This is a genomic window from Sphingomonas rustica, assembly GCF_039652585.1.
In the GTDB taxonomy this organism is placed as follows: domain Bacteria; phylum Pseudomonadota; class Alphaproteobacteria; order Sphingomonadales; family Sphingomonadaceae; genus Sphingomonas; species Sphingomonas rustica.
The window spans coordinates 679,596-696,707 of record NZ_JBDIZK010000001.1 but is presented as its reverse complement, the minus strand read 5'-3'; the positions used below and the strand labels follow the sequence as shown (position 1 = coordinate 696,707).

At 66.6% G+C, this 17,112-nt stretch carries 16 protein-coding genes and 1 pseudogene; 3 read left to right on the top strand and 14 right to left on the bottom strand.

The window, feature by feature from the left end; translation table 11 throughout:
* Position 1 precedes the first annotated feature (1 nt).
* From TPR58_RS02910 to TPR58_RS02860, 11 genes are all read right to left on the bottom strand, one after another.
* Positions 2-1,225 (bottom strand): TraB/TrbI/VirB10 family type IV secretion system protein, encoded by a 1,224-nt coding sequence (locus TPR58_RS02910; RefSeq protein WP_346245094.1) that lies wholly within the window; start codon positions 1,223-1,225, stop codon positions 2-4.
* Positions 1,222-2,166 (bottom strand): P-type conjugative transfer protein TrbG, encoded by a 945-nt coding sequence (gene trbG, locus TPR58_RS02905; RefSeq protein ID WP_346245093.1) that lies wholly within the window; start codon positions 2,164-2,166, stop codon positions 1,222-1,224. Before trbG ends, TPR58_RS02910 begins: the two co-directional genes overlap by 4 nt.
* Positions 2,163-2,969, bottom strand: a complete 807-nt coding sequence (trbF, locus tag TPR58_RS02900; protein WP_346245092.1) for a conjugal transfer protein TrbF — start codon at positions 2,967-2,969, stop codon at positions 2,163-2,165. Before trbF ends, trbG begins: the two co-directional genes overlap by 4 nt.
* Positions 2,969-4,273 carry a P-type conjugative transfer protein TrbL gene (trbL, locus tag TPR58_RS02895; protein WP_346245091.1) on the bottom strand — a complete coding sequence of 435 codons (1,305 nt, stop codon included), beginning with the start codon at positions 4,271-4,273 and terminating at the stop codon, positions 2,969-2,971. Before trbL ends, trbF begins: the two co-directional genes overlap by 1 nt.
* 111 nt (positions 4,274-4,384) lie before the next feature.
* Positions 4,385-5,125, bottom strand: a complete 741-nt coding sequence (trbJ, locus tag TPR58_RS02890) for a P-type conjugative transfer protein TrbJ (RefSeq protein ID WP_346245090.1) — start codon at positions 5,123-5,125, stop codon at positions 4,385-4,387.
* 5 nt (positions 5,126-5,130) lie between these two features.
* Positions 5,131-7,569 (bottom strand): conjugal transfer protein TrbE, encoded by a 2,439-nt coding sequence (gene trbE / locus TPR58_RS02885; RefSeq protein WP_346245089.1) that lies wholly within the window; start codon positions 7,567-7,569, stop codon positions 5,131-5,133.
* On the bottom strand, positions 7,563-7,847 hold the full coding sequence (locus TPR58_RS02880; RefSeq protein ID WP_346245088.1) for a VirB3 family type IV secretion system protein: 285 nt from the start codon (positions 7,845-7,847) through the stop codon (positions 7,563-7,565). The genes trbE and TPR58_RS02880 overlap by 7 nt, the downstream gene beginning before the upstream one ends.
* Positions 7,844-8,170, bottom strand: coding sequence for a TrbC/VirB2 family type IV secretion system protein (locus TPR58_RS02875; RefSeq protein ID WP_346245087.1), 327 nt, complete (start codon positions 8,168-8,170; stop codon positions 7,844-7,846). Before TPR58_RS02875 ends, TPR58_RS02880 begins: the two co-directional genes overlap by 4 nt.
* Positions 8,167-9,159, bottom strand: coding sequence for a P-type conjugative transfer ATPase TrbB (gene trbB, locus TPR58_RS02870; protein ID WP_346245086.1), 993 nt, complete (start codon positions 9,157-9,159; stop codon positions 8,167-8,169). The genes TPR58_RS02875 and trbB overlap by 4 nt, the downstream gene beginning before the upstream one ends.
* On the bottom strand, positions 9,156-9,557 hold the full coding sequence (locus TPR58_RS02865) for a CopG family transcriptional regulator (RefSeq protein WP_346245085.1): 402 nt from the start codon (positions 9,555-9,557) through the stop codon (positions 9,156-9,158). The genes trbB and TPR58_RS02865 overlap by 4 nt, the downstream gene beginning before the upstream one ends.
* Before the next feature lies 1 nt (position 9,558).
* Positions 9,559-11,577, bottom strand: a complete 2,019-nt coding sequence (locus TPR58_RS02860; RefSeq protein ID WP_346245084.1) for a conjugal transfer protein TraG — start codon at positions 11,575-11,577, stop codon at positions 9,559-9,561.
* Positions 11,578-11,810: 233 nt separating this feature from the next.
* Between TPR58_RS02860 and TPR58_RS22650 the strand changes: the two are divergent.
* Positions 11,811-11,960 (top strand): annotated as a pseudogene (locus TPR58_RS22650) (response regulator); the annotation flags it as partial.
* On the opposite strand, the gene TPR58_RS02850 reads toward TPR58_RS22650, so the two are convergent.
* A complete protein-coding gene (locus TPR58_RS02850) occupies positions 11,957-12,484 on the bottom strand; it encodes a DUF488 domain-containing protein (RefSeq protein WP_346245082.1) in 528 nt (175 codons plus the stop codon). The pseudogene TPR58_RS22650 and the gene TPR58_RS02850 sit on opposite strands and share 4 nt — an antisense overlap.
* Positions 12,485-13,139: 655 nt before the next feature.
* Between TPR58_RS02850 and TPR58_RS02845 the strand changes: the two genes are divergently transcribed.
* A complete protein-coding gene (locus TPR58_RS02845) occupies positions 13,140-13,739 on the top strand; it encodes a uracil-DNA glycosylase family protein (RefSeq protein WP_346245081.1) in 600 nt (199 codons plus the stop codon).
* A 473-nt stretch (positions 13,740-14,212) separates the two neighbouring features.
* Here TPR58_RS02845 and TPR58_RS02840 read toward each other — a convergent pair whose 3' ends face one another.
* Complete coding sequence (locus TPR58_RS02840) at positions 14,213-15,703, bottom strand: S41 family peptidase (protein ID WP_346245080.1); 1,491 nt, start codon at positions 15,701-15,703, stop codon at positions 14,213-14,215.
* A 63-nt stretch (positions 15,704-15,766) separates the two neighbouring features.
* Positions 15,767-16,546: an AraC family transcriptional regulator gene (locus TPR58_RS02835; RefSeq protein ID WP_346245079.1), complete on the bottom strand. Its 780-nt coding sequence runs from the start codon at positions 16,544-16,546 to the stop codon at positions 15,767-15,769.
* 247 nt (positions 16,547-16,793) lie between these two features.
* On the opposite strand from TPR58_RS02835, the gene TPR58_RS02830 reads away from it, so the two are divergent.
* Entirely contained in the window at positions 16,794-17,060 is a 267-nt protein-coding gene (locus TPR58_RS02830) for a DNA translocase FtsK (RefSeq protein WP_346245078.1), read from the top strand.
* Positions 17,061-17,112: the final 52 nt, after the last annotated feature.

Genomic DNA, 17,112 nt, shown 5'->3' with positions numbered 1-17,112 from the left:
CTTATCGCTCCTGATCGGGACGTGGCGCGAGGACGATGTCCTTGTGAACCACGACGCGGAGTGGCCAGCCGGGCCGTACCTTGATGGTCGGTTGAACATTGAGGTTCCTGGTGACGATCTGGTCGCCAGCGCGCGACGTACCTTGCTGGGCGGACTCCCGGATCGCGCGGACGAGATCGCTTTCACTGTCGCCCAAGCTCAGCGCGGAGCCCACGCCGAGCAGCGTCGACAGTGCCACGCCCTTGAGCAGCTGCCAGGTGTGGGAGTCGACCTGATCGGTAAGGCCGGCATAGCCTGCCAGGTCGGTCGCTGGCATATTGTCGATCCGGATCGAGCTGCCGTCGGAGAAGACGATACGCTGCCAGACGACGAGGGCCCGGCTTTGCCCATAGGCCACGACGCTGTCGTAGTTCCCGATCAGCCGGGCACCTTGCGGGATCAGGAGGATGCGGCCGGTGACGCTGTCATAGGCATTCTCGGTCACCTGCGCGGTCACGAACCCAGGCAGGTCCGAATTGAGCCCGGTGATGAGGCTCGCAGCGATGACACTGCCCGCGCTCAGTGTGTAGGGCGATGCCGGTGGCACTAGCGCATGAGGGTTGATGTCGCCGGTCGCGTCCTTGCCGGCAAGGAAGTCGGCTTTGCGCTGCTGGCCGCCCGTATCTCGCATCGGTGACGCGGCGATCGCCCCCGAGGGCGCCTCCCGTGTCGGGGCAGCGGCCGCGGCAGAGTCCGGCAGAACCGCAACAGCTGCGTGCTGGGGAGAGCCGAGCTGCATCATGATGCCCGATTCCCGCGCCGCCTTGCGCTCGGCCAGAAGCCGCTGGCGCTCGGCTTCGGCCGCCTGCGCGGCCTGATCCGGGGCACCCGCAGGCGGCAAACCGCCGAGTGCCTGTTGCCGGCGCAGGATCGGGCGCCCGAGGTCGCCCGGAAGCGGGGGCCCAAGTTTGGGCACGTCGCCGTAGCTTTTCGGCGCGCCAGCGAGGGCGTCATCGGTTGCCCGGCTGGCGATATCCCTCCGGTCATCGGCGCCGGCGACGATGCGGAAGGTCGCGGGCTTGAGCGCGACCCAGGTGACACCCACGATGGCTGTAGATCCCAGCGCCGCGATCGCGATGATCGCTCCCCGGCGAACGCGGATGATCCGGCTAGGGCGCCCGCGCAGCACCAGCGTCTCCGGATCGAGCTTGGTCGCGGTCGCCGCGGCGGGCCCGGCCTCGCTCACGACGCCCTCCGCTGCCGATTCGGGCTGGTTCCGGCGCGACTGATGCGGACCACGACCTGCTTCTTGCCGCCGAGTCGGAGCTCTGCGGCGTCGAACAGCCGGTCGATTACATAGAAGCGTCCGGCCATGCGGTAGTTGACGAGCTGTGCATCGCCTTGGTCGCCGATGACGAACAGCGGCGGTGCCTCGCCGACGGCGATGCTCGCCGGGAACTCCACGAATGTCTGTCGTCCGTCGTTAAACGCGCGCAGCGGCCGCCAGACCGGCCTGTCGCCCGTCACAATATAGCCAAAGTCGAGCCGCTCGACCGCGAGCCCCGAAGCGACCGGCCTTGCCGCTTCTGCCGACGCCTGCTGGCGGCGGATCGCGATCATCTCGTCCTGGGGATAGGTCCAGGACAAGGCAGCCATGGCGGTAGCAGGGGTGCTGTCGAGCTGCAGGTGATAGGCGCGCCGGTCGGTCGTGATAACGAGGTTGGTCGAGAGCCCGGCTGCGAACGGCTTGACCAGGATATGGACGCGCCTGTTCTCGCCGGCACCGCTGGTCGTGTCGCCGATCGTCCACCGCGCCGTATCGCCCGCCGCGACCGACACGATCGCCTCGCCGGGTTGCAGGGCGATGTCGCTGACCCGCTCCGGCGCGGCAAACAGGCGATAGAGGACACCCTCACCATAGGGGTAGACCTGAACGGCGTGGATGAAGTCCGGGGTCGCAGGCTCCCGGGTCGCTTTCGCATTTGCCGCGCGAACCCGAAGCTCGGCCGGCGACGGCTTGTGGCGACGGGGCGCCACGGGAGGCACCACCGACGGGAGAGCGATGGTAGTCGCGACCGGCGGCGAGCTGGGACTCGCCGTAGCGGCCTGAGGCGGCTGGGGCGGCGAGGTTTGCGCGAAAGCGGGCACAGCGACGAGCGCGCTCGCCGCAAGCAGGATGCGGTTCATGGACGGTTCTCCGGTTGGGTTAGGGAGGGCTGGCCGAGGCCGGGATCGAGCGGAGATCCGCTGGGCATGCTCGGATCCGGCACGGGAGTTGCGCTCCCGACCGGCGCATGATCGGCCGGCGTCTCGAGCTCGCGGCTCCAGTCGATCGCATCGACATAGAGGCCAAGCGGATTCCTGCGGAGCGTCTCGGCGTCGCGCGGCGGCTTGAGCAGGACGGTGACGATAGCGGTCCAGCGCGACGTGCCCGCGAGGCTACCGCGCTCATAGGCGCGCTCGGACCATTTGATCTGGAAGCTCGATGCTGATGCTCGAACGACGCTGGTGACCTGGACGGACACGGTCCTGTCGCCGACATCGGCGAACGGGTTCGACGAGCGGGCATATTCGCCGAGGAAGATCGCCCCGCGCTTCGACGCGAAGTCATAGGCCTGCAGCCAGTTCTCCCGCATGAGTACAGCGTCGAGCGAGCGCCCCCTTATGTCGGTGATGAACCGCGCCAGGAACCAGGAAATCTGGGGATCGGTAGGCCGGTATTCGGCGTCGGCCCGGGACACGGCCTGGGCCTGGCCGAGGCTGTCGACCGCGACCACATAGGGCACGACGCGGCTCTGCATCGACTGCCAGACGAGGGCGCCCGACAGACCGGCCGTCAGCGCCAGCCCGCCGAATGCCATCAGCCGCCAGTTGCTCGCCTGGGCCCGGGCAGAGCCGATCCGTTCGTCCCACAGCTGGCCCGCGCGCCGGTAGGGCGTCTCGGGTTCGTCCGTGCGCCCGTAGCGCTGGACGGCACGTTTGAAGCGCATCAGTCCTTCTCCTTGATGTCGGGGGTGGCGCCGCCGCCGCCGCGATCCGAGCCTTGAAGCGCGTGGATCGCGGCCTGGCGATGATGGCGGCGGGATTGCCTGTTCTGGAGATCGCGCGCCCAACCCGGCACCGCGTCTGACGCTGACGCCGCGGCATTGCTGGAACCTGCCTGTCCGCCCGTCGTACCGGCATTCCATGCGGCGCGCTGGCCTTCAGCGGCTGCTGCGCGGAGCCCGAGGCCGCCGCCCATACGCTGGGAGAGGGCGCCACGAGCGGCGCTCGCAATGCCGCTCATCCCGGCGGCAACCGACTTCGAGCCGGAGGTCTCCTGGCCCAGCCTGTATGCGGTCGACGCAGCCGACCCCATCGCCGTGCCAGCGCGGATCGCGCTGAGCCCGCCCCCTGCAAGCGCCTTGCCCGCGGCCGCGCCGGCGCCGCCGGCGACCGCCATGCCGCCTGCTGCGAGCGCCGTCGTCGCGACTGCTGATCCGGCGCCGAGTTGCGGCCCACCGGACACGAGGCCCGACGCGATACCCGGCCCGAAGATGCCGAGGCCGAGCATCGCGAGGCTGGCCAGAACCAGGCTCATCGCCTGGCCGATATCGGGCTCCCGGCCCTGGAGTGCGGCGACGAATTCTGTGAAGAATCCCGATCCGATGCCGACGATGACGGCAAGCACCATCACCTTGATGCCGGACGAGATCACGTTGCCGAGCACCCGCTCGGCGAGGAAGCTGGTGCGATTCCACAGCGCGAACGGCACGAGGATGAAGCCGGCGAGCGTCGTCAGCTTGAACTCGAGGATGCAGACGAACATCTGCACCGCGAGGATGAAGAAGGCGACGATCACGATCAGCCAGGCGACCAGCAGAACCATGATCGTCAGGAAATTGTCGAAGAAGGACATGAAGCCGATCATGTCCGACACCTGGTCGAGCAGCGGCCAGGCGGCCTCGAAGCCGGTGCCCGCCAAGCGGCCAGGGCGCAGCAGGTCCTCGGCTGAAAGCGTCCCCCCGCCGGCGGTGAGGCCTGCCTGGGCGAAGGATCGGAAGATGATGTCGGCGAGCGTCTGGAAGCGGTTCAGGATCAGCGCGAACACGCCGATATAGAGGATCTTCTTGAGGAAGCGGCCGATCACGTCATCTTCGCCGCCCATCGCCCAGAACAATCCTGCGAGGGTGATGTCGATGCCGATCAGCACCGAGGTCAGGAAGCCGACATCGGGTCCAAGCAGGCCGAAGCCGCTGTCGATGTAGCGGGTGAAGTCGGCCATGAACCGGTCGATGACGTTGAGGTCGTTCACGGGTCTGTCCTTGCTTGAGGGTGCCGCGGGACCCTGGCGGGGGAGCATCGACCAGGGCCCCGCAGCTGCGGACGCGACGACAGGGGGCTGGTATCGCCGCGCCCGGTCTCGCTAGCGCTGCGGCGTGTAGGCCTGGCCGTTTCCCAGGAACCTGCGCGTCGCGTCACGAGATGCTTCCGACTCGGTCAGCTGACGCTGCTTCTCGAGCGCATCGGCGCGGAACTGCGCGGCCATCATCTGCTGCAGCGCCATGCCCTGCTTGGCGGTGAGCGCGAGGAGCTGGTTGGTGGCCTGCCCGACGGCCAGCGCGCCTTCCGCCCCTTGGCTGCGTGCCGCGATCTCGGCCAGCGCCTCGGCGTCTTCGCGCGCCTGCTGCACGATCCCGCTCTGGATGGTCATCGTTCGGCGCAATGCGTCGGTGCTCGCGTCGTAGCGCGCCCGGGCTGCCTGAAGCCGCTGGTCACGCGTCGAGGCGGGGTCGAAGCTGCGCGGATAGAGTGTCCGCAGCCTTGCCTCGAGCTGATCCATCTCGAAGTCGACGCTCTGGGCCTGCTTCATCAGATGGTCGATGCCGTTCAGCTTTTCGAGCAGTGCCTGGAGTTGCGGAAACGGGATAGTCTTCAGATTCCGGTCAAGCTGCAGCAGCATCTGCGCTTCGTTCTGTAGCGACTGGATCTGGTTGTTGACCTGCTGGAGCGTGCGTGCCGCCGTCAGGACCGTCTGGCTGTAATTGGTGGGGTCGAACACGGTGATTTGGGCATGTGCCGAGGTGGCGAAGCCCATGGTCAGCGAGCCGACGGCGCCAAGACCGAGCGTCGCGGCGATCAGATATTTACGGGTGAGGGCAGGCATCACATCTACTCCTTCGCTTGGGGATCGGGGAATTGGGCGAGCAGCGCCGCGGCCCATTCGAGCTCAGCGTCGGCGAGGAAGCGCTGGGCGAAACCGCCTGGACCATGTTCGGCGAGCAGCGCGTCGATGCGCGCTTGGGTGGCGGGATCGGAGGCGCCGCACAGCGCGAGCGCGATGGGCCCGAGGCTCAGCTCGAACAGGCGGTTGCCAGCGGCGGACTGGAGGTAATAATGCCGCTTGGGCGTCGCGCGACTGACGAGCTCGATCTGCCGGTCGTTGAGACCGAATCGCTGATAGGCTGCGCGTCCCTGCGGCTCGATCGCCGCGGCATTGGGAAGCAGGATGCGTTGCGGGCAGCTTTCTATGATGGCAGGCGCGATACCGCTGCCGGCAATGTCGGCGAGGCTCTGGCTCGCGAAGATCACCGCGACATTCTTCTTGCGCAGGGTCTTCAGCCATTCTCGGATGCGCGCGGCGAACAAGGGGTGGTCGAGGAACTTCCAGGCCTCGTCCAGAACCAGAAGCGTCGGACGCCCGGTGAACCGCGCCTCGAGACGATGGAAAAGATAGGTGAGGACCGGCGCGACCACGCTGCCGGCGCCCATCAGCGCCTCGGTCTCGAAGCACTGGACGTCGGCCATCCGCAGATCGTCCTCGGCTGCATCGAGAAGACGGCCGAAGGGACCCTCCAGCGTGTAGGGCGCGAGCGCCGAGCGAAGCGCCGTCGACTGGAGCAGCAGCGAGAGGCCGGTGAGCGTTCGCTCCTCAATGGGCGCGCTCGCCAGGCTCGTCAGCGCCGACCAGACCGCCTCCTTGATCTCCGGCGTGACCGCGACTTTCTCTTGTGCAAGCAGCGCCGCGATCCACTCGGCTGCCCAGGCGCGCTCACCGGCCTCGTCGATGCGAGCGAGCGGCTGGAACGCGATCGTCTCGCCGGCCTCGCCGCCGAGCCCGAGGCCGTGATGCGCGCCGCCCATGGCCAGCACCGCCGCGCGCGCCGAGCGGCCCATGTCGAAGACGTATATCTGGCTGCCCGGATAGCGACGGAACTGGAGCGCGATCAGGGCGAGCAGGACCGACTTGCCGGCGCCGGTCGGCCCGACAATCGTCATGTGCCCGACATCGCCGACATGCGTCGACAGTCGGAACGGGGTGGATCCGCTGGTCTCGGCATGGAGCAACGGCGGCCCGGCCAGGTGGCGGTTATGCGCGGGCCCGGCCCAGACGCTCGACAGCGGCATCAGATGCGCAAGGTTGAGCGTATGGACCAGCGGCTGCCGGACGTTGGCATAGACCTGCCCCGGCAGGCTCGAAAGCCAAGCTTCGACCGCATTCATCCCTTCGCGGATGCAGGTGAAGCCCAGCCCGCCCACGACCCGCTCGACCGCGCGGACCTTGTCCTCGACACGGGCACGGTCCTCGTCGGCGACGGTGATCGTCGTGGTGAGATATCCGAACGCGACATGGTCGCCGCCGAGTGCCTGAAGTGCCAGGTCGGCATCGGCCATCTTGTTGTCGGCATCGCTGTCGAGCAGCTGGACCGGCTGGTTGTAGATGACCTCGCGCAGGAGCGCGGTGATCGACTTGCGCTTGTTGAACCATAAGCGGCGCAGCCGCGTCAGCGCCTTGGCCGCCTCAGTCTTGTCGAGCGCGATGAACCGCGTGACCCAGCGATAGCCGAAGTCCTGGTGGTTGAGCGCGTCGAGAAACCCGGGCCGGCTGAGGCCGGGAAAGCCCAGGAGGGTCAGCGTGCGCAGGTGCAGCGACCCTAGCATCGGCTCGAGCCCGCCGGTCAGCGGGGTGTCGGCGAGCAGCCCGTCGAGATACATCGGCGTCTCAGGCACGGCCACGTCGTGGTGCCGGGTCGAGATGGTGCCGTGGAGGAATGTAAGGGTCTGCGCGTCGTCGAGCGCGGCGATCTCCGGCATGAAGCCCGAGAAGAGGTCGAGTGCGCGATCGGTCTCGGCGACGAACCCGGCCAGCGCCTGCCGCCAGTCGCGGCCCTTGGCAGCATCGGCGCGCTCGACGAGTGCTCGCCCGGCGCTGTCGGCCTGGTCCGGCGGCGGCAGGAAGGTCAGGGTCAGATGGTAGCGGCTCTCGAAATGGGCCCCCGCTGCTTCGAACGCGGCGCGCCGTTCCTCGTCGACGATCCAGGACGCCGCGTCGGGGAAGCCGCTCGGCGGATAACCCGGCGCCTCTCGGCGCTCGGCCTCGATGTGAAGCGCCCAGCCCGAGCCGAACCGCTTCAGGACGTTGTTCGCGCGTGCGCATGCCGAGACCAACTCGGCCTCGGTCGCGGATTCGAGGTCGGGGCCGCGGAACCGCAGCGTGCGCTGGAAGCTCCCGTCCTTGTTGAGCACCACGCCGGGTGCGACGAGCGCGGCCCAGGGCAGGTGATCGGCAAGCCGGTCTGCGCGACTGCGATATTCGCGCAAGTTCAGCATGCGAAATATCCCCGCTGCCGAAGGTGGCGGGCGAGCACCGCTACGAAATCGGGATCGCGCTTCGCCGCGAATACCGCGATCGTGTGGCCGACGGCCCAGACCAGCACGCCCGCGATCCATTGCTGGAGACCGAGGCCGAGCGCGGCAGCGACGGTGCCGTTGATGATCGCGATGGCGCGGGGCGCGCCGCCGAGCAGGATCGGCTCCGCGAGCGCGCGGTGGAGCGGCGCCTCGAACCCGTCGAGATGCTGGGAGCCGAAAGAGTCGGGGCCGATCACGAGAGCAGCGCCCCGCCGCCAAAAGAGAAGAAGGACAGAAAGAAGCTCGAGGCCGCGAACGCGATCGACAGGCCGAAGACGATCTGGATGAGACGGCGGAACCCACCGGCGGTTTCCCCGAAGGCGAGCGTCAGGCCGGTGACGATGATGATGATCACCGCGACGATCTTGGCGACCGGGCCCTGGACCGACTCCAGCACCTGCTGCAGCGGCTCCTCCCACGGCATTCCGGTCCCCGAAGCATAGGCCTGGGCAGCGGCCATCAGGACAAGAGCGGCGCCGGCCAGCAAGGGCGGCTTCGCGGGCAAGCGGATCGTCTTCATGGTTGGTCTCCTTGTTTGGGGGGCAGATGGAAGGGGGCGAGCGCGTAGGCGCCGGTGTCCGGATCGACGCCGACGACACGCGCGATCGCGTCGACCGAGCGCTGGGCGCCGCGGCCGGCGATGAAGACGATGAGGTCGATCGCCTCGGCAATGAGGCGTCTGGGCACGGTGACCACCGCCTCCTGCACGAGCTGCTCGATCCGGTAGAGCGCGGCCTCGGCCGAATTGGCGTGCACCGTCGCGATTCCGCCGGGGTGCCCGGTGTTCCAGGCCTTGAGCATGTCGAGCGCCTCGGGACCTCTCACTTCGCCGACGATGATCCGGTCTGGCCTGAGGCGGAGCGTCGAGCGTACCAGGTCGGTCATCGAGACGAGGCCAGGTCGGGTGCGCAGCGCCACCGTGTCGGGCGCCGGGCTTTGCAGCTCGCGCGTATCCTCGATCAGGATGACGCGCGCGTCGGCCCAGCGCATCTCGGCGAGCAAGGCGTTCGCGAGCGTGGTCTTGCCCGAGCTGGTTCCGCCAGCGATCAGGATGTTGAAGCGCTGCGCAACCGCTGTGCGCAACATGCCGGCCATTGTGACCGACATGATCCCGTCCGCGGCATAATCGTCGAGCGTGTAGAGACGCTGCGCGGGCTTGCGGATCGAGAAGCAGGGGCCGGCCGAGACCGGCGGCAGCACGCCTTCGAACCGTTCGCCTGCACGCCCGTCGAGATGCGCCGGCAGTTCGGCCGAGAGGATCGGTTGGCCGGCATGGGCTTCGGCGCGGGCATGGCTGGCAACCAGCCGCACGATCCGCTCGACCTGCGCGGGCTCGAGGACGATACCCGTGTCGATCCTGCCCTCGCCGAGCCGGTCGAGGCGCAGCGAGCCGTCGGGGTTTACCATGACCTCGACCACCTGGCTGTCGGCAAGGGCCGAGGCGATGTCCGGGCCCATCGCGGTCTGGAGCATCGCCCGCCGGCGATGGGACGAGAGGGTCTCGTTCATCGTTCCTCCTCCGTCCGGAGAAGCGTACGCCGACCCGTCGCGACGGCGCGGCCGACCTGGGTGACGAATGCCTCGAAACGTTCGCGGGCGAGCGCACGGCCAGCCAGGTCGTTCTCGGCGAGCGGCGCCTGGATCGCGAGCTCGAAGCGGATGAAGAGTGCGAGCGTCTCCAGCACGACATGTTCGTCGCGCTCGATGCGGCCAAGCGCATTGGACATGCGGTCGAGTCGCAGCGCGAAGCGCTCCTCGAGCTCGGACGCGCCGCGACGGTTCAGCCAGGCGGTGACCGCGTCGGCGAGGATCGCGGACTTGGTGGCGCCGGGCGCGGCGGCCAGCGCCTCCAGCCGGTCGCTGGTCGCTTTCGGCAGGAACAGCTGGTGGCGGACGCGGTCGGCCATCTCAGAAGTCCAGCTCGAGATTGCCGGGCCGCGTATCGGTCATGTCGATTGCATAGGCACGCCGGGCGGTGCTCGCGGCCTGATCCATCGCGCGCTTGTCGGCGGCGGGGTCGCCTTCATCCTCGCCCAGGCAGAACGGGTCGGCGGGCGTCTGGTCGATCGGCGCCGCGATCGTCACTTCCTGGGCGGGATGGCGCACCTGCTCGAGTCCGCCTGCGTCCTCGTCTTCGTCAGCCACAACTTCGGCGAGTCTTGCGTCGACCGGGCGAACGCGCTCCTCCCAGTCATGAGGGCGCCTTGGCGGCAAATCGCCAGCCCCGTCTTTGCCGAGCGCCGGGGGCGGCAGGATCCGCAGCTTGAACTGCGCGTCCTCGAAGTAGCGCAACTTACTGGCGCGCACCGGCGGGCAGCCCGCGACGAGCACAACCTCGTCGGTCGGCGGCAGCTGCATGACTTCGCCAGGCGTCAGCAGCGCACGCGCGGTCTCCTGGCGGCTGACCATGACGTGCGCGAGCCACGGGGCGAGGCGGTGGCCGGCATAATTTCTCATCGAGCGCTGCTCGGTGGCGGTGCCGAGCGCGTCGGAGATGCGCTTCGCGGTCCGCTCGTCGTTCGTCGCGAAGGCGACGCGGACATGGCAATTGTCGAGGATGGCGTTGTGTTCGCCATACGCCTTCTCGATCTGGTTCAGGCTTTGCGCGATCAGGAAGGCGCGCACACCGTAGCCGGCGAGGAACGCCAGGCTGGTCTCGAAGAAATCCAGGCGGCCGAGCGCCGGGAACTCGTCCAGCATCATCAGCAGCCGGTGGCGGCCGGGCGTGCCCGCGGCATGGAGTTGCTCGGTCAGGCGACGGCCGATCTGGTTGAGCACCAGCCGGATCAGCGGCTTGGTGCGGCTGATGTCCGAGGGCGGGACGACCAGATAGAGCGAGACCGGATGCCGTGCCGAGACAAGGTCCTCGACCCGCCAGTCCGAAGCTGCGGTGACCGCGGCGACGGTCGGGTCGCGGTAGAGGCCGAGGAACGACATTGCCGTCGACAGCACGCCCGAGCGCTCGTTCTCGGACTTGTTGAGCAGCTCGCGCGCGGCCGAGGCGACGACCGGATGCACGAGGGGCATTTCCTCGCTGCCGAGGTGGTTGGTCGTCATCATCGCGCGCAGCGTCGCGACGAACGGGCGCTCGGGGTCGGACAGGAAGGTCGCGACCTGGGCGAGCGTCTTCTCCTCCTCGGCATAGAGAATGTGCAGGATCGCGCCGACCAGCAGAGAGTGGCTGGTCTTCTCCCAGTGATTGCGGCGTTCGAGCCCACCCTCGGGATCGACCAGGATGTCGGCGATGTTCTGGACGTCGCGGACCTCGTCGGTACCGCGACGCACCTCGAGCAGGGGGTTGTAGCGCGCGGAGCGCGCATCGGTCGGATTGAAGAGCAGGCAGTGCGAGAAGTGCGAGCGCCAGCCGGCGGTCAGCTGCCAATTCTCGCCCTTGATGTCGTGGACGACCGCCGAGCCAGTCCAGCCAAGCAGGGTCGGCACGACGAGGCCGACGCCCTTGCCCGAGCGCGTCGGCGCGAACGCCATGACATGCTCCGGCCCGTCATGGCGCAGATAGTGCGACGCGACCCGGCCCAGAAACACGCCGGCGTCGGCGGCGAGTCCGGCGGCGCGGATGTCGCGGGGATTCGCCCAGCGCGCCGAGCCATAGGTGGTGACATTGCCTTGCTGGCGTGCGCGCCAGATCGAACCGGCGACCGCTGCGCCGCACCCCACCATCCCACCGGCCGCGGCGATCGCGCCGGCTTCGTCGAACACGACCGGGGCGTAGGCGTCGAAATGGAACCACCAGGGGAAGATCGACCAGGGCGCATAGACGGGCAGATCGCCCAACCGGAACCAGGGCGCGCCGAGTTCGGGCTGGTAGGCCAGCGCCGCAGCCGCCCACTGGGTCGCGAACCAGATGCCCGCGATGACGATCGCGGCGACAATCAGCATCTGGCCAATGAGGAGCTTCGTCGGTGTCATCTGGGCCTCCGCCCAAGCGACTCAGCGTCTTGGGTTCGGGCCTAAGGATCGCCGGATTCCAAACTTCGCGTCAGGCACCGGCTGGTGTCTGGACGGACATCTCTGGGGCAGCTCAGACGGGTCTCGAATTCAAGCGACTTTCAGCTTTCGTCATCACGCTGTGGGCGAGGGTCCTCGAAGTCGCAGACTGGGGCTGCGGTTCGAATCTGAGGATTGGTCGATCCAACCGCCATCGTCCCGACCTCAAAATCCTCTTCATCACCGGCTACGCCGAAAATGCGGTTCTGAGCCATGGCCACCTTGCGCCGGGCATGCATGTCCTGATCAAGCCGTTCACGATGGACGACATTGCAAGCCGCATCAGGGACCTGATCGAAACCTAAGCTGAAACGGCGCTTGTCGGATAAAGAATCTGGTGGCCACTCACGATCGCCCCCTCCGTCAGCTTCGCCCGGGAAACGGTATCTTCTCCCATCAGGTGAAAGACTTCTTTACCCTCACCCATGAGATAATCCGCGACAATGCGGCGATGACAGCGCCACCAGAGCGCCTCGGCGCACATCATCGCCGTCCGGCGCTCTGACGCGAGCTGGTTCAGGATAGCGAGCCCGTCACGGAACGGCTGGGAAAGTGCATAGTCTGCATAGTTGTGGAAGCTCTTGTTCCGCCAGAGCCCATTCACATCCGGTGGAACATCGGACTTCTTCCGCAACCCGCCCAACTCGGCGATGCGGCAGTGCGCAATTTGAAATGGAAGAAGCGCATCGGCGAGCACGTCGAGATTATATTGCGGGTTGGTTCGGGACCGAGGGACGGTTCGAATGTCTACGACGAGCTCAACGCGACCTGCCCGGAGCAGAGTTACGAACTCCTCGATCGACCGTGTCGAATGACCGATGGTGAACACTGGAAGCGCTTCGCGCAGAGTCTGACCTTCTGATGTCATTGGCGGGGGCTCGCGCCTAAGCCACGCGATCTGCCAGATCGGTCACCATAGGCCGCATTCGCTGCAACTCGTTCCGCTGCACCTTCGCGAGAGAGGGCAGCAAGGCATCACCGGCATCGGGCGCGCGCACATCTACGCGGCGCGCACCTCTGACTGACTTCAACCGCATGACCACTACCGCTGACTCCATCCGATTGATCAATCCACCTGGTACTGGGAGGCTGAAGCAGCAGCCGTTCTGCCAGCTCGCCCACGGACAATCGGCCCACCGGAGGCGCATAGGGCAAGAAGTAGCTGATAGTACTGCGCGGTGACTCCGGCCACCTCGGCTGCGTTCTCGCTGAACCGAAGAAACCTGCGGGGATCCTCTCTGAACGCTGCAACGGTCTGGTGATCCGCGTCGCTCAGCGGCCGATCGCCCACTGCTTTCACGCTTGATCGTTGGAATTACGATGGTTGAGCCACTCTGCTTTCGCTGCATCTCCACCACCCGTCCTCTCGAATATGGGGGGCGCCGCCGCTCAACGTGACAAGAAGCAACCGGCCGAACACTATCTCGCAATGCGATGCTCAGAACGAGGGGAACGAGGTGAGAGTTCCTTTCTTTAACAGAGAGATGACCCAACCCGATCTCGATACGTTGCTGGCCCAGGTCCGCTCATGCTGCGAATGCATGCCACATCTTCCGCTTGGTCCCAGGCCTATTCTGCAGATGTCGAAGACGGCCACCCTGCTCGTTGCGAGCCAGGCACCCGGGACACGCGCTCATAACAGCGGCAAGCCCTTCGACGACGCGTCGGGCGAGCAGCTTCGGCACTGGATGGGAATCGCCGACGATATCTTTTACGACCCGCGTCGCGTCGCGATTCTGCCAATGGGCTTGTGCTATCCAGGCCGAGCGGCGAGCGGTGGGGACGCTCCTCCGCGAGCGGAATGTGCGAAGCTATGGCGTTGGCCACTGCTGAGGGAGTTGTCTTCGCTTCGGCTGACGCTGCTCGTCGGAACCTTCGCCCAGGAACATGCGCTCGGGCCGGGTCGAATGACCGACCGAGTCCGCCAGTTCGATCGCTATTTGCCGTCGCACTTTCCGTTGCCACACCCGTCCTGGCGCTCGCGCGGCTGGATGGTCAAGAATCCCTGGTTCGAAAGGGAAGTGCTTCCGGCCTTACGCGGGTGCGTTCGGGAAGCCCTCGGGGCGGCCTGTGGTGGAGCATGACGTTACCCGCCAGCAGATACGCTTGAAGTCCGCCAATCCGAGCTTCCTTCAAAATGGCGCTGTGCGTGGTCGGCAGGACGGACCACGCCAGGATATGCGCCTCCCCGTGCCGATGGCCAGAGAACGGAGCTTCTTTGGCGCACCCCGTTCAGCGCAGAGCCGAACCTCGTACCGATGGCCAGCTGTCCTGATCCATCGGCATCGCAGTGCACCAGTCGCGCACGCTGGTGTCGACCTCGCGCCGAGAATAGGATGCTTAGCCCTATCCTCTCGCTTTGCTCTCCTTTGCGCGCCTTCGGGCTCATTCCGAGCAAGGTGCGGAACGCGAGCCGGGTCGCTAGTCACGACAGCGCATGTGGTGAACTTAGCGGCGATGCCTGACCTTTCTCGCTTGGGCTTTCGGCGCCAATACGCGTTTTGACACCCTTGGCGGCGTCGGCTCCGCAGTCCGCAGGATGGTCCGTGAGGTGCGTTCAGCGCTTGCCGCGTTGTCCAGGCAGGTCCGCGATCAGCGCGCCGAACATTCGAACCGCGCGTGCGCGCCTGCTCTCGCCCTGCGTCGGCTTGACGGGGATGTCGGGGGTGATGCCGGCGACCTCGTTGCTTCCGTCGGGACGAAGCCGGACGCACGTCGGGAAGCGGAAGGTCAGTCGTGTGGCCGGCAGTATTGCCATTCCGTCTGGGCCCATCGCCCCACATCCGGCTCCGGCCGATGGGACGCCGACAATGCGCGCGACGCCATTGTTCTGGAGCGTCGCAGCAAACATCTCCGCTGACGACGCGGTGCGGCCATCCACGAAGACGTAGGTGGGGCCGGTCCATGCGCCCCAGTTGTCCCTTGCATCGATCGCCCAGGACAGCCGCCTGGCGATGCGTGGCTGGGGGATGACGGCCGGACCAAGGCTGTCCATCGGCCCGCCAGCGCTTCCGATCTGCACCAAGTCACTGCAGGGTCCGAAGGGATTCCATGGGCGTTGCTCGCGCCAGACCCAGGACAGGCTACAGGCAGCCGGCGGCGGTGCTGCATCGGTTGCGGCCAGTCGCGCCCGGGCCTGGGTCAGCAGCCGTGCTCCCTCTCTATCAGGACGCAGGCTCAAGCCATAGTCGACCTGCTGCACCTGCTCTGCCAGATAAGTTTTGGCGGACGGGCCCTTCTTGACGAGCAGGGGCGAGGATTTGACGACGCGATCGGTGAACAGGCGCGTGGCGATATCGCCGGAATCGTCCCCGCCGCTATTGCCGCCGATGTCGACGAGAACCGCCTCGACATTCTGGCTGGCCAGCCAGCGCAGTCTTGCCGCGAGTTCGCTATACCACGCCTTTGCCACAGCCCGTTCGAGCGCGCTTTGACTGACATCGCCCTGTTGGTTGACCCCCTCGACGTTCCAGCTGAGCCGGCATAGCGATGGAAAATTGTCCATCGCGAAGCTTTCGATCCGCACGACCCCGATGCGGTGCGAGCCCATGGTCATGATCCCCGTCCTGAACGGCTGCGCCTCACCATCCGTCGCAAGGCTGAAGCCGGCCAGCGTCTCGATCGGCAGCGAAAACTGGGCCTGCGCGCCAGCATAACCGAGGGCGACACAGGCGCGACCGGCGTCGTCCGTGGCCTTGAGATCGGGCATGTCGGGTTCGGGGCTTTCCGATGACGCTGGGTCCGGACTCGCGCGCCCGACGAAATGTCCGTCATGAAACGCGCTTTGAAAGGCAAGCAGCGCCGTCCGCGCTTCCTGCTCGCTTTTCGCCCGCTGGAGCGCGGTTCTTGTGGCTCGATCAAGCGCGGGCAGGTCGACGCCACTTTGCGAGGAGGCGAACCATGTCAGATTGGCGTACTGCGCTTCCAGCGCGCTCTTGAGCGCCTCATAGTCCGACATCCAGCGGTCCTGGTCGGTCGACGCCGGAGCATTGGCGACGAGCAGTGCTGCAGCCGCCGAACCGAGGACGAATTTGGTGATAAAAGACATGGCATGCTCCGGGACCGTGATCGCACATGATCTAGCGGTGCCTGAAACGGCCGTATTGAACGCCTATCGCCCTTTTGTAAGCAGCGCGGTGGCGGGCTTCATTCTTCGGAAAGCGCCCGGCGTGATGCCGTAGACGCTCTTGAACGCGCGGGTGAGGTGGGCCTGGTCGCAGAATCCGCAATCGACGGCGATCGCGCTGATCGGAAGCTCGTCGGCCACCAGCATCCTGGCCACGGCTTCGAGGCGGCAACGGCGCGCCAGGCCTGCAAGGGATACACCGTGATGCGCCTTGAGTGCAGGCCCGATATCTTCGGGCCTGCACTCGACAGCGCGGGCGACGTCGTCGATCGTGAAGACCTGGCTCCCATGATCCCGGACATAGTCGAGCACGCGCAGCAGCCATCTGGGCGGGCGGTCATGGCTGCAGGTCGCGCGGGCGAACAACGTCGCCGCTTCCAATGCGAGTGCCTCAAGCGCGAGCGAGCTGAACCGATCGCTCCGGCGCAGCTCGCCAGCCATTCGCCGGCCCAGGGTCGCGAACTGCTCGCTCGTCTGAAATGATGCATCTGCCAGATCGATGCCCTCGCTCAGGGCATCCAGACAATCGCTAGCCGGGGTGATGAGCGCCTGCCAGGCCCCTGCGCCGAGGAAGGACTGCGCGTGTTCGACGCCAGCGGGGCAATAGAGCATGTGTCCGGGGCCATGCCGGGCAGTCTTGTCCTGAACCTGCTCATCATATCGGCCGTCGACGATCAGGCTCAGGCTGGCCTGCTCGTGCGCATGGCTCTCCATGCGGCTGTTCGGCCGGTATTCGACGAGCTTGATCGAGCTAAACCACGTCACCAGCCCAGCATGTCATGCGGTCCGGGCTTTTGCCACTGTCGGGCACCGTTCTTGTGCGATCGTCCGGCAAGGGATCATGCCCTCCCGGGATGCACAGGCGCAGACGCGTCTTCGCGACTGCATCCGCCCGACCTGGCACGAAGCGAAACCCCCGAGGACTTTGCATCCCTCGGTCTGGCGGTGCCATATGATCGCGCCCATCATGACGCCGCCCATGGCTTCTCGATGGCCTCGGAGGCGCCTGACGATGACCGTCGTGATCCCACCGGGCTGGCAGCAGCCCCGCCCCTATAGCGAGCTCAACTATCTTCTTTCGCGCAATCTCGTGATCGTTTCGCGCCGCGCGTCCGGGAGCTTTGTCGCGCGCAGCCTGGGAATCGGCTTCAACGAAGCCATGAATCACCTCGATCGCATGGAACGCGCAGGCGTAATATCCGCTGCTGATGAGCGAGGCGTTCGCTCTGTTCTTGCGAGACCCCTGGGCCTCGAGCCCGATGAAGCGGGCAAACCCTGAAGCGCCGGTCGCCTGCCTGCTCAGCCATCCATTCGATCAAGGTCAAGCCGAA

What these genes read in the sequence shown, in the direction of transcription:
- trbG (WP_346245093.1), bottom strand. Translation starts at nt 2,166, where the DNA reads ATGAACCGCATCCTGCTTGCGGCGAGCGCGCTCGTCGCTGTGCCCGCT.
- trbF (WP_346245092.1), bottom strand. Translation starts at nt 2,969, where the DNA reads ATGCGCTTCAAACGTGCCGTCCAGCGCTACGGGCGCACGGACGAACCC.
- trbJ (WP_346245090.1), bottom strand. Translation starts at nt 5,125, where the DNA reads ATGCCTGCCCTCACCCGTAAATATCTGATCGCCGCGACGCTCGGTCTT.
- trbE (WP_346245089.1), bottom strand. Translation starts at nt 7,569, where the DNA reads ATGCTGAACTTGCGCGAATATCGCAGTCGCGCAGACCGGCTTGCCGAT.
- TPR58_RS02875 (WP_346245087.1), bottom strand. Translation starts at nt 8,170, where the DNA reads ATGAAGACGATCCGCTTGCCCGCGAAGCCGCCCTTGCTGGCCGGCGCC.
- trbB (WP_346245086.1), bottom strand. Translation starts at nt 9,159, where the DNA reads ATGAACGAGACCCTCTCGTCCCATCGCCGGCGGGCGATGCTCCAGACC.
- TPR58_RS02865 (WP_346245085.1), bottom strand. Translation starts at nt 9,557, where the DNA reads ATGGCCGACCGCGTCCGCCACCAGCTGTTCCTGCCGAAAGCGACCAGC.
- TPR58_RS02860 (WP_346245084.1), bottom strand. Translation starts at nt 11,577, where the DNA reads ATGACACCGACGAAGCTCCTCATTGGCCAGATGCTGATTGTCGCCGCG.
- TPR58_RS02845 (WP_346245081.1), top strand. Translation starts at nt 13,140, where the DNA reads ATGACCCAACCCGATCTCGATACGTTGCTGGCCCAGGTCCGCTCATGC.
- TPR58_RS02840 (WP_346245080.1), bottom strand. Translation starts at nt 15,703, where the DNA reads ATGTCTTTTATCACCAAATTCGTCCTCGGTTCGGCGGCTGCAGCACTG.
- TPR58_RS02830 (WP_346245078.1), top strand. Translation starts at nt 16,794, where the DNA reads ATGACCGTCGTGATCCCACCGGGCTGGCAGCAGCCCCGCCCCTATAGC.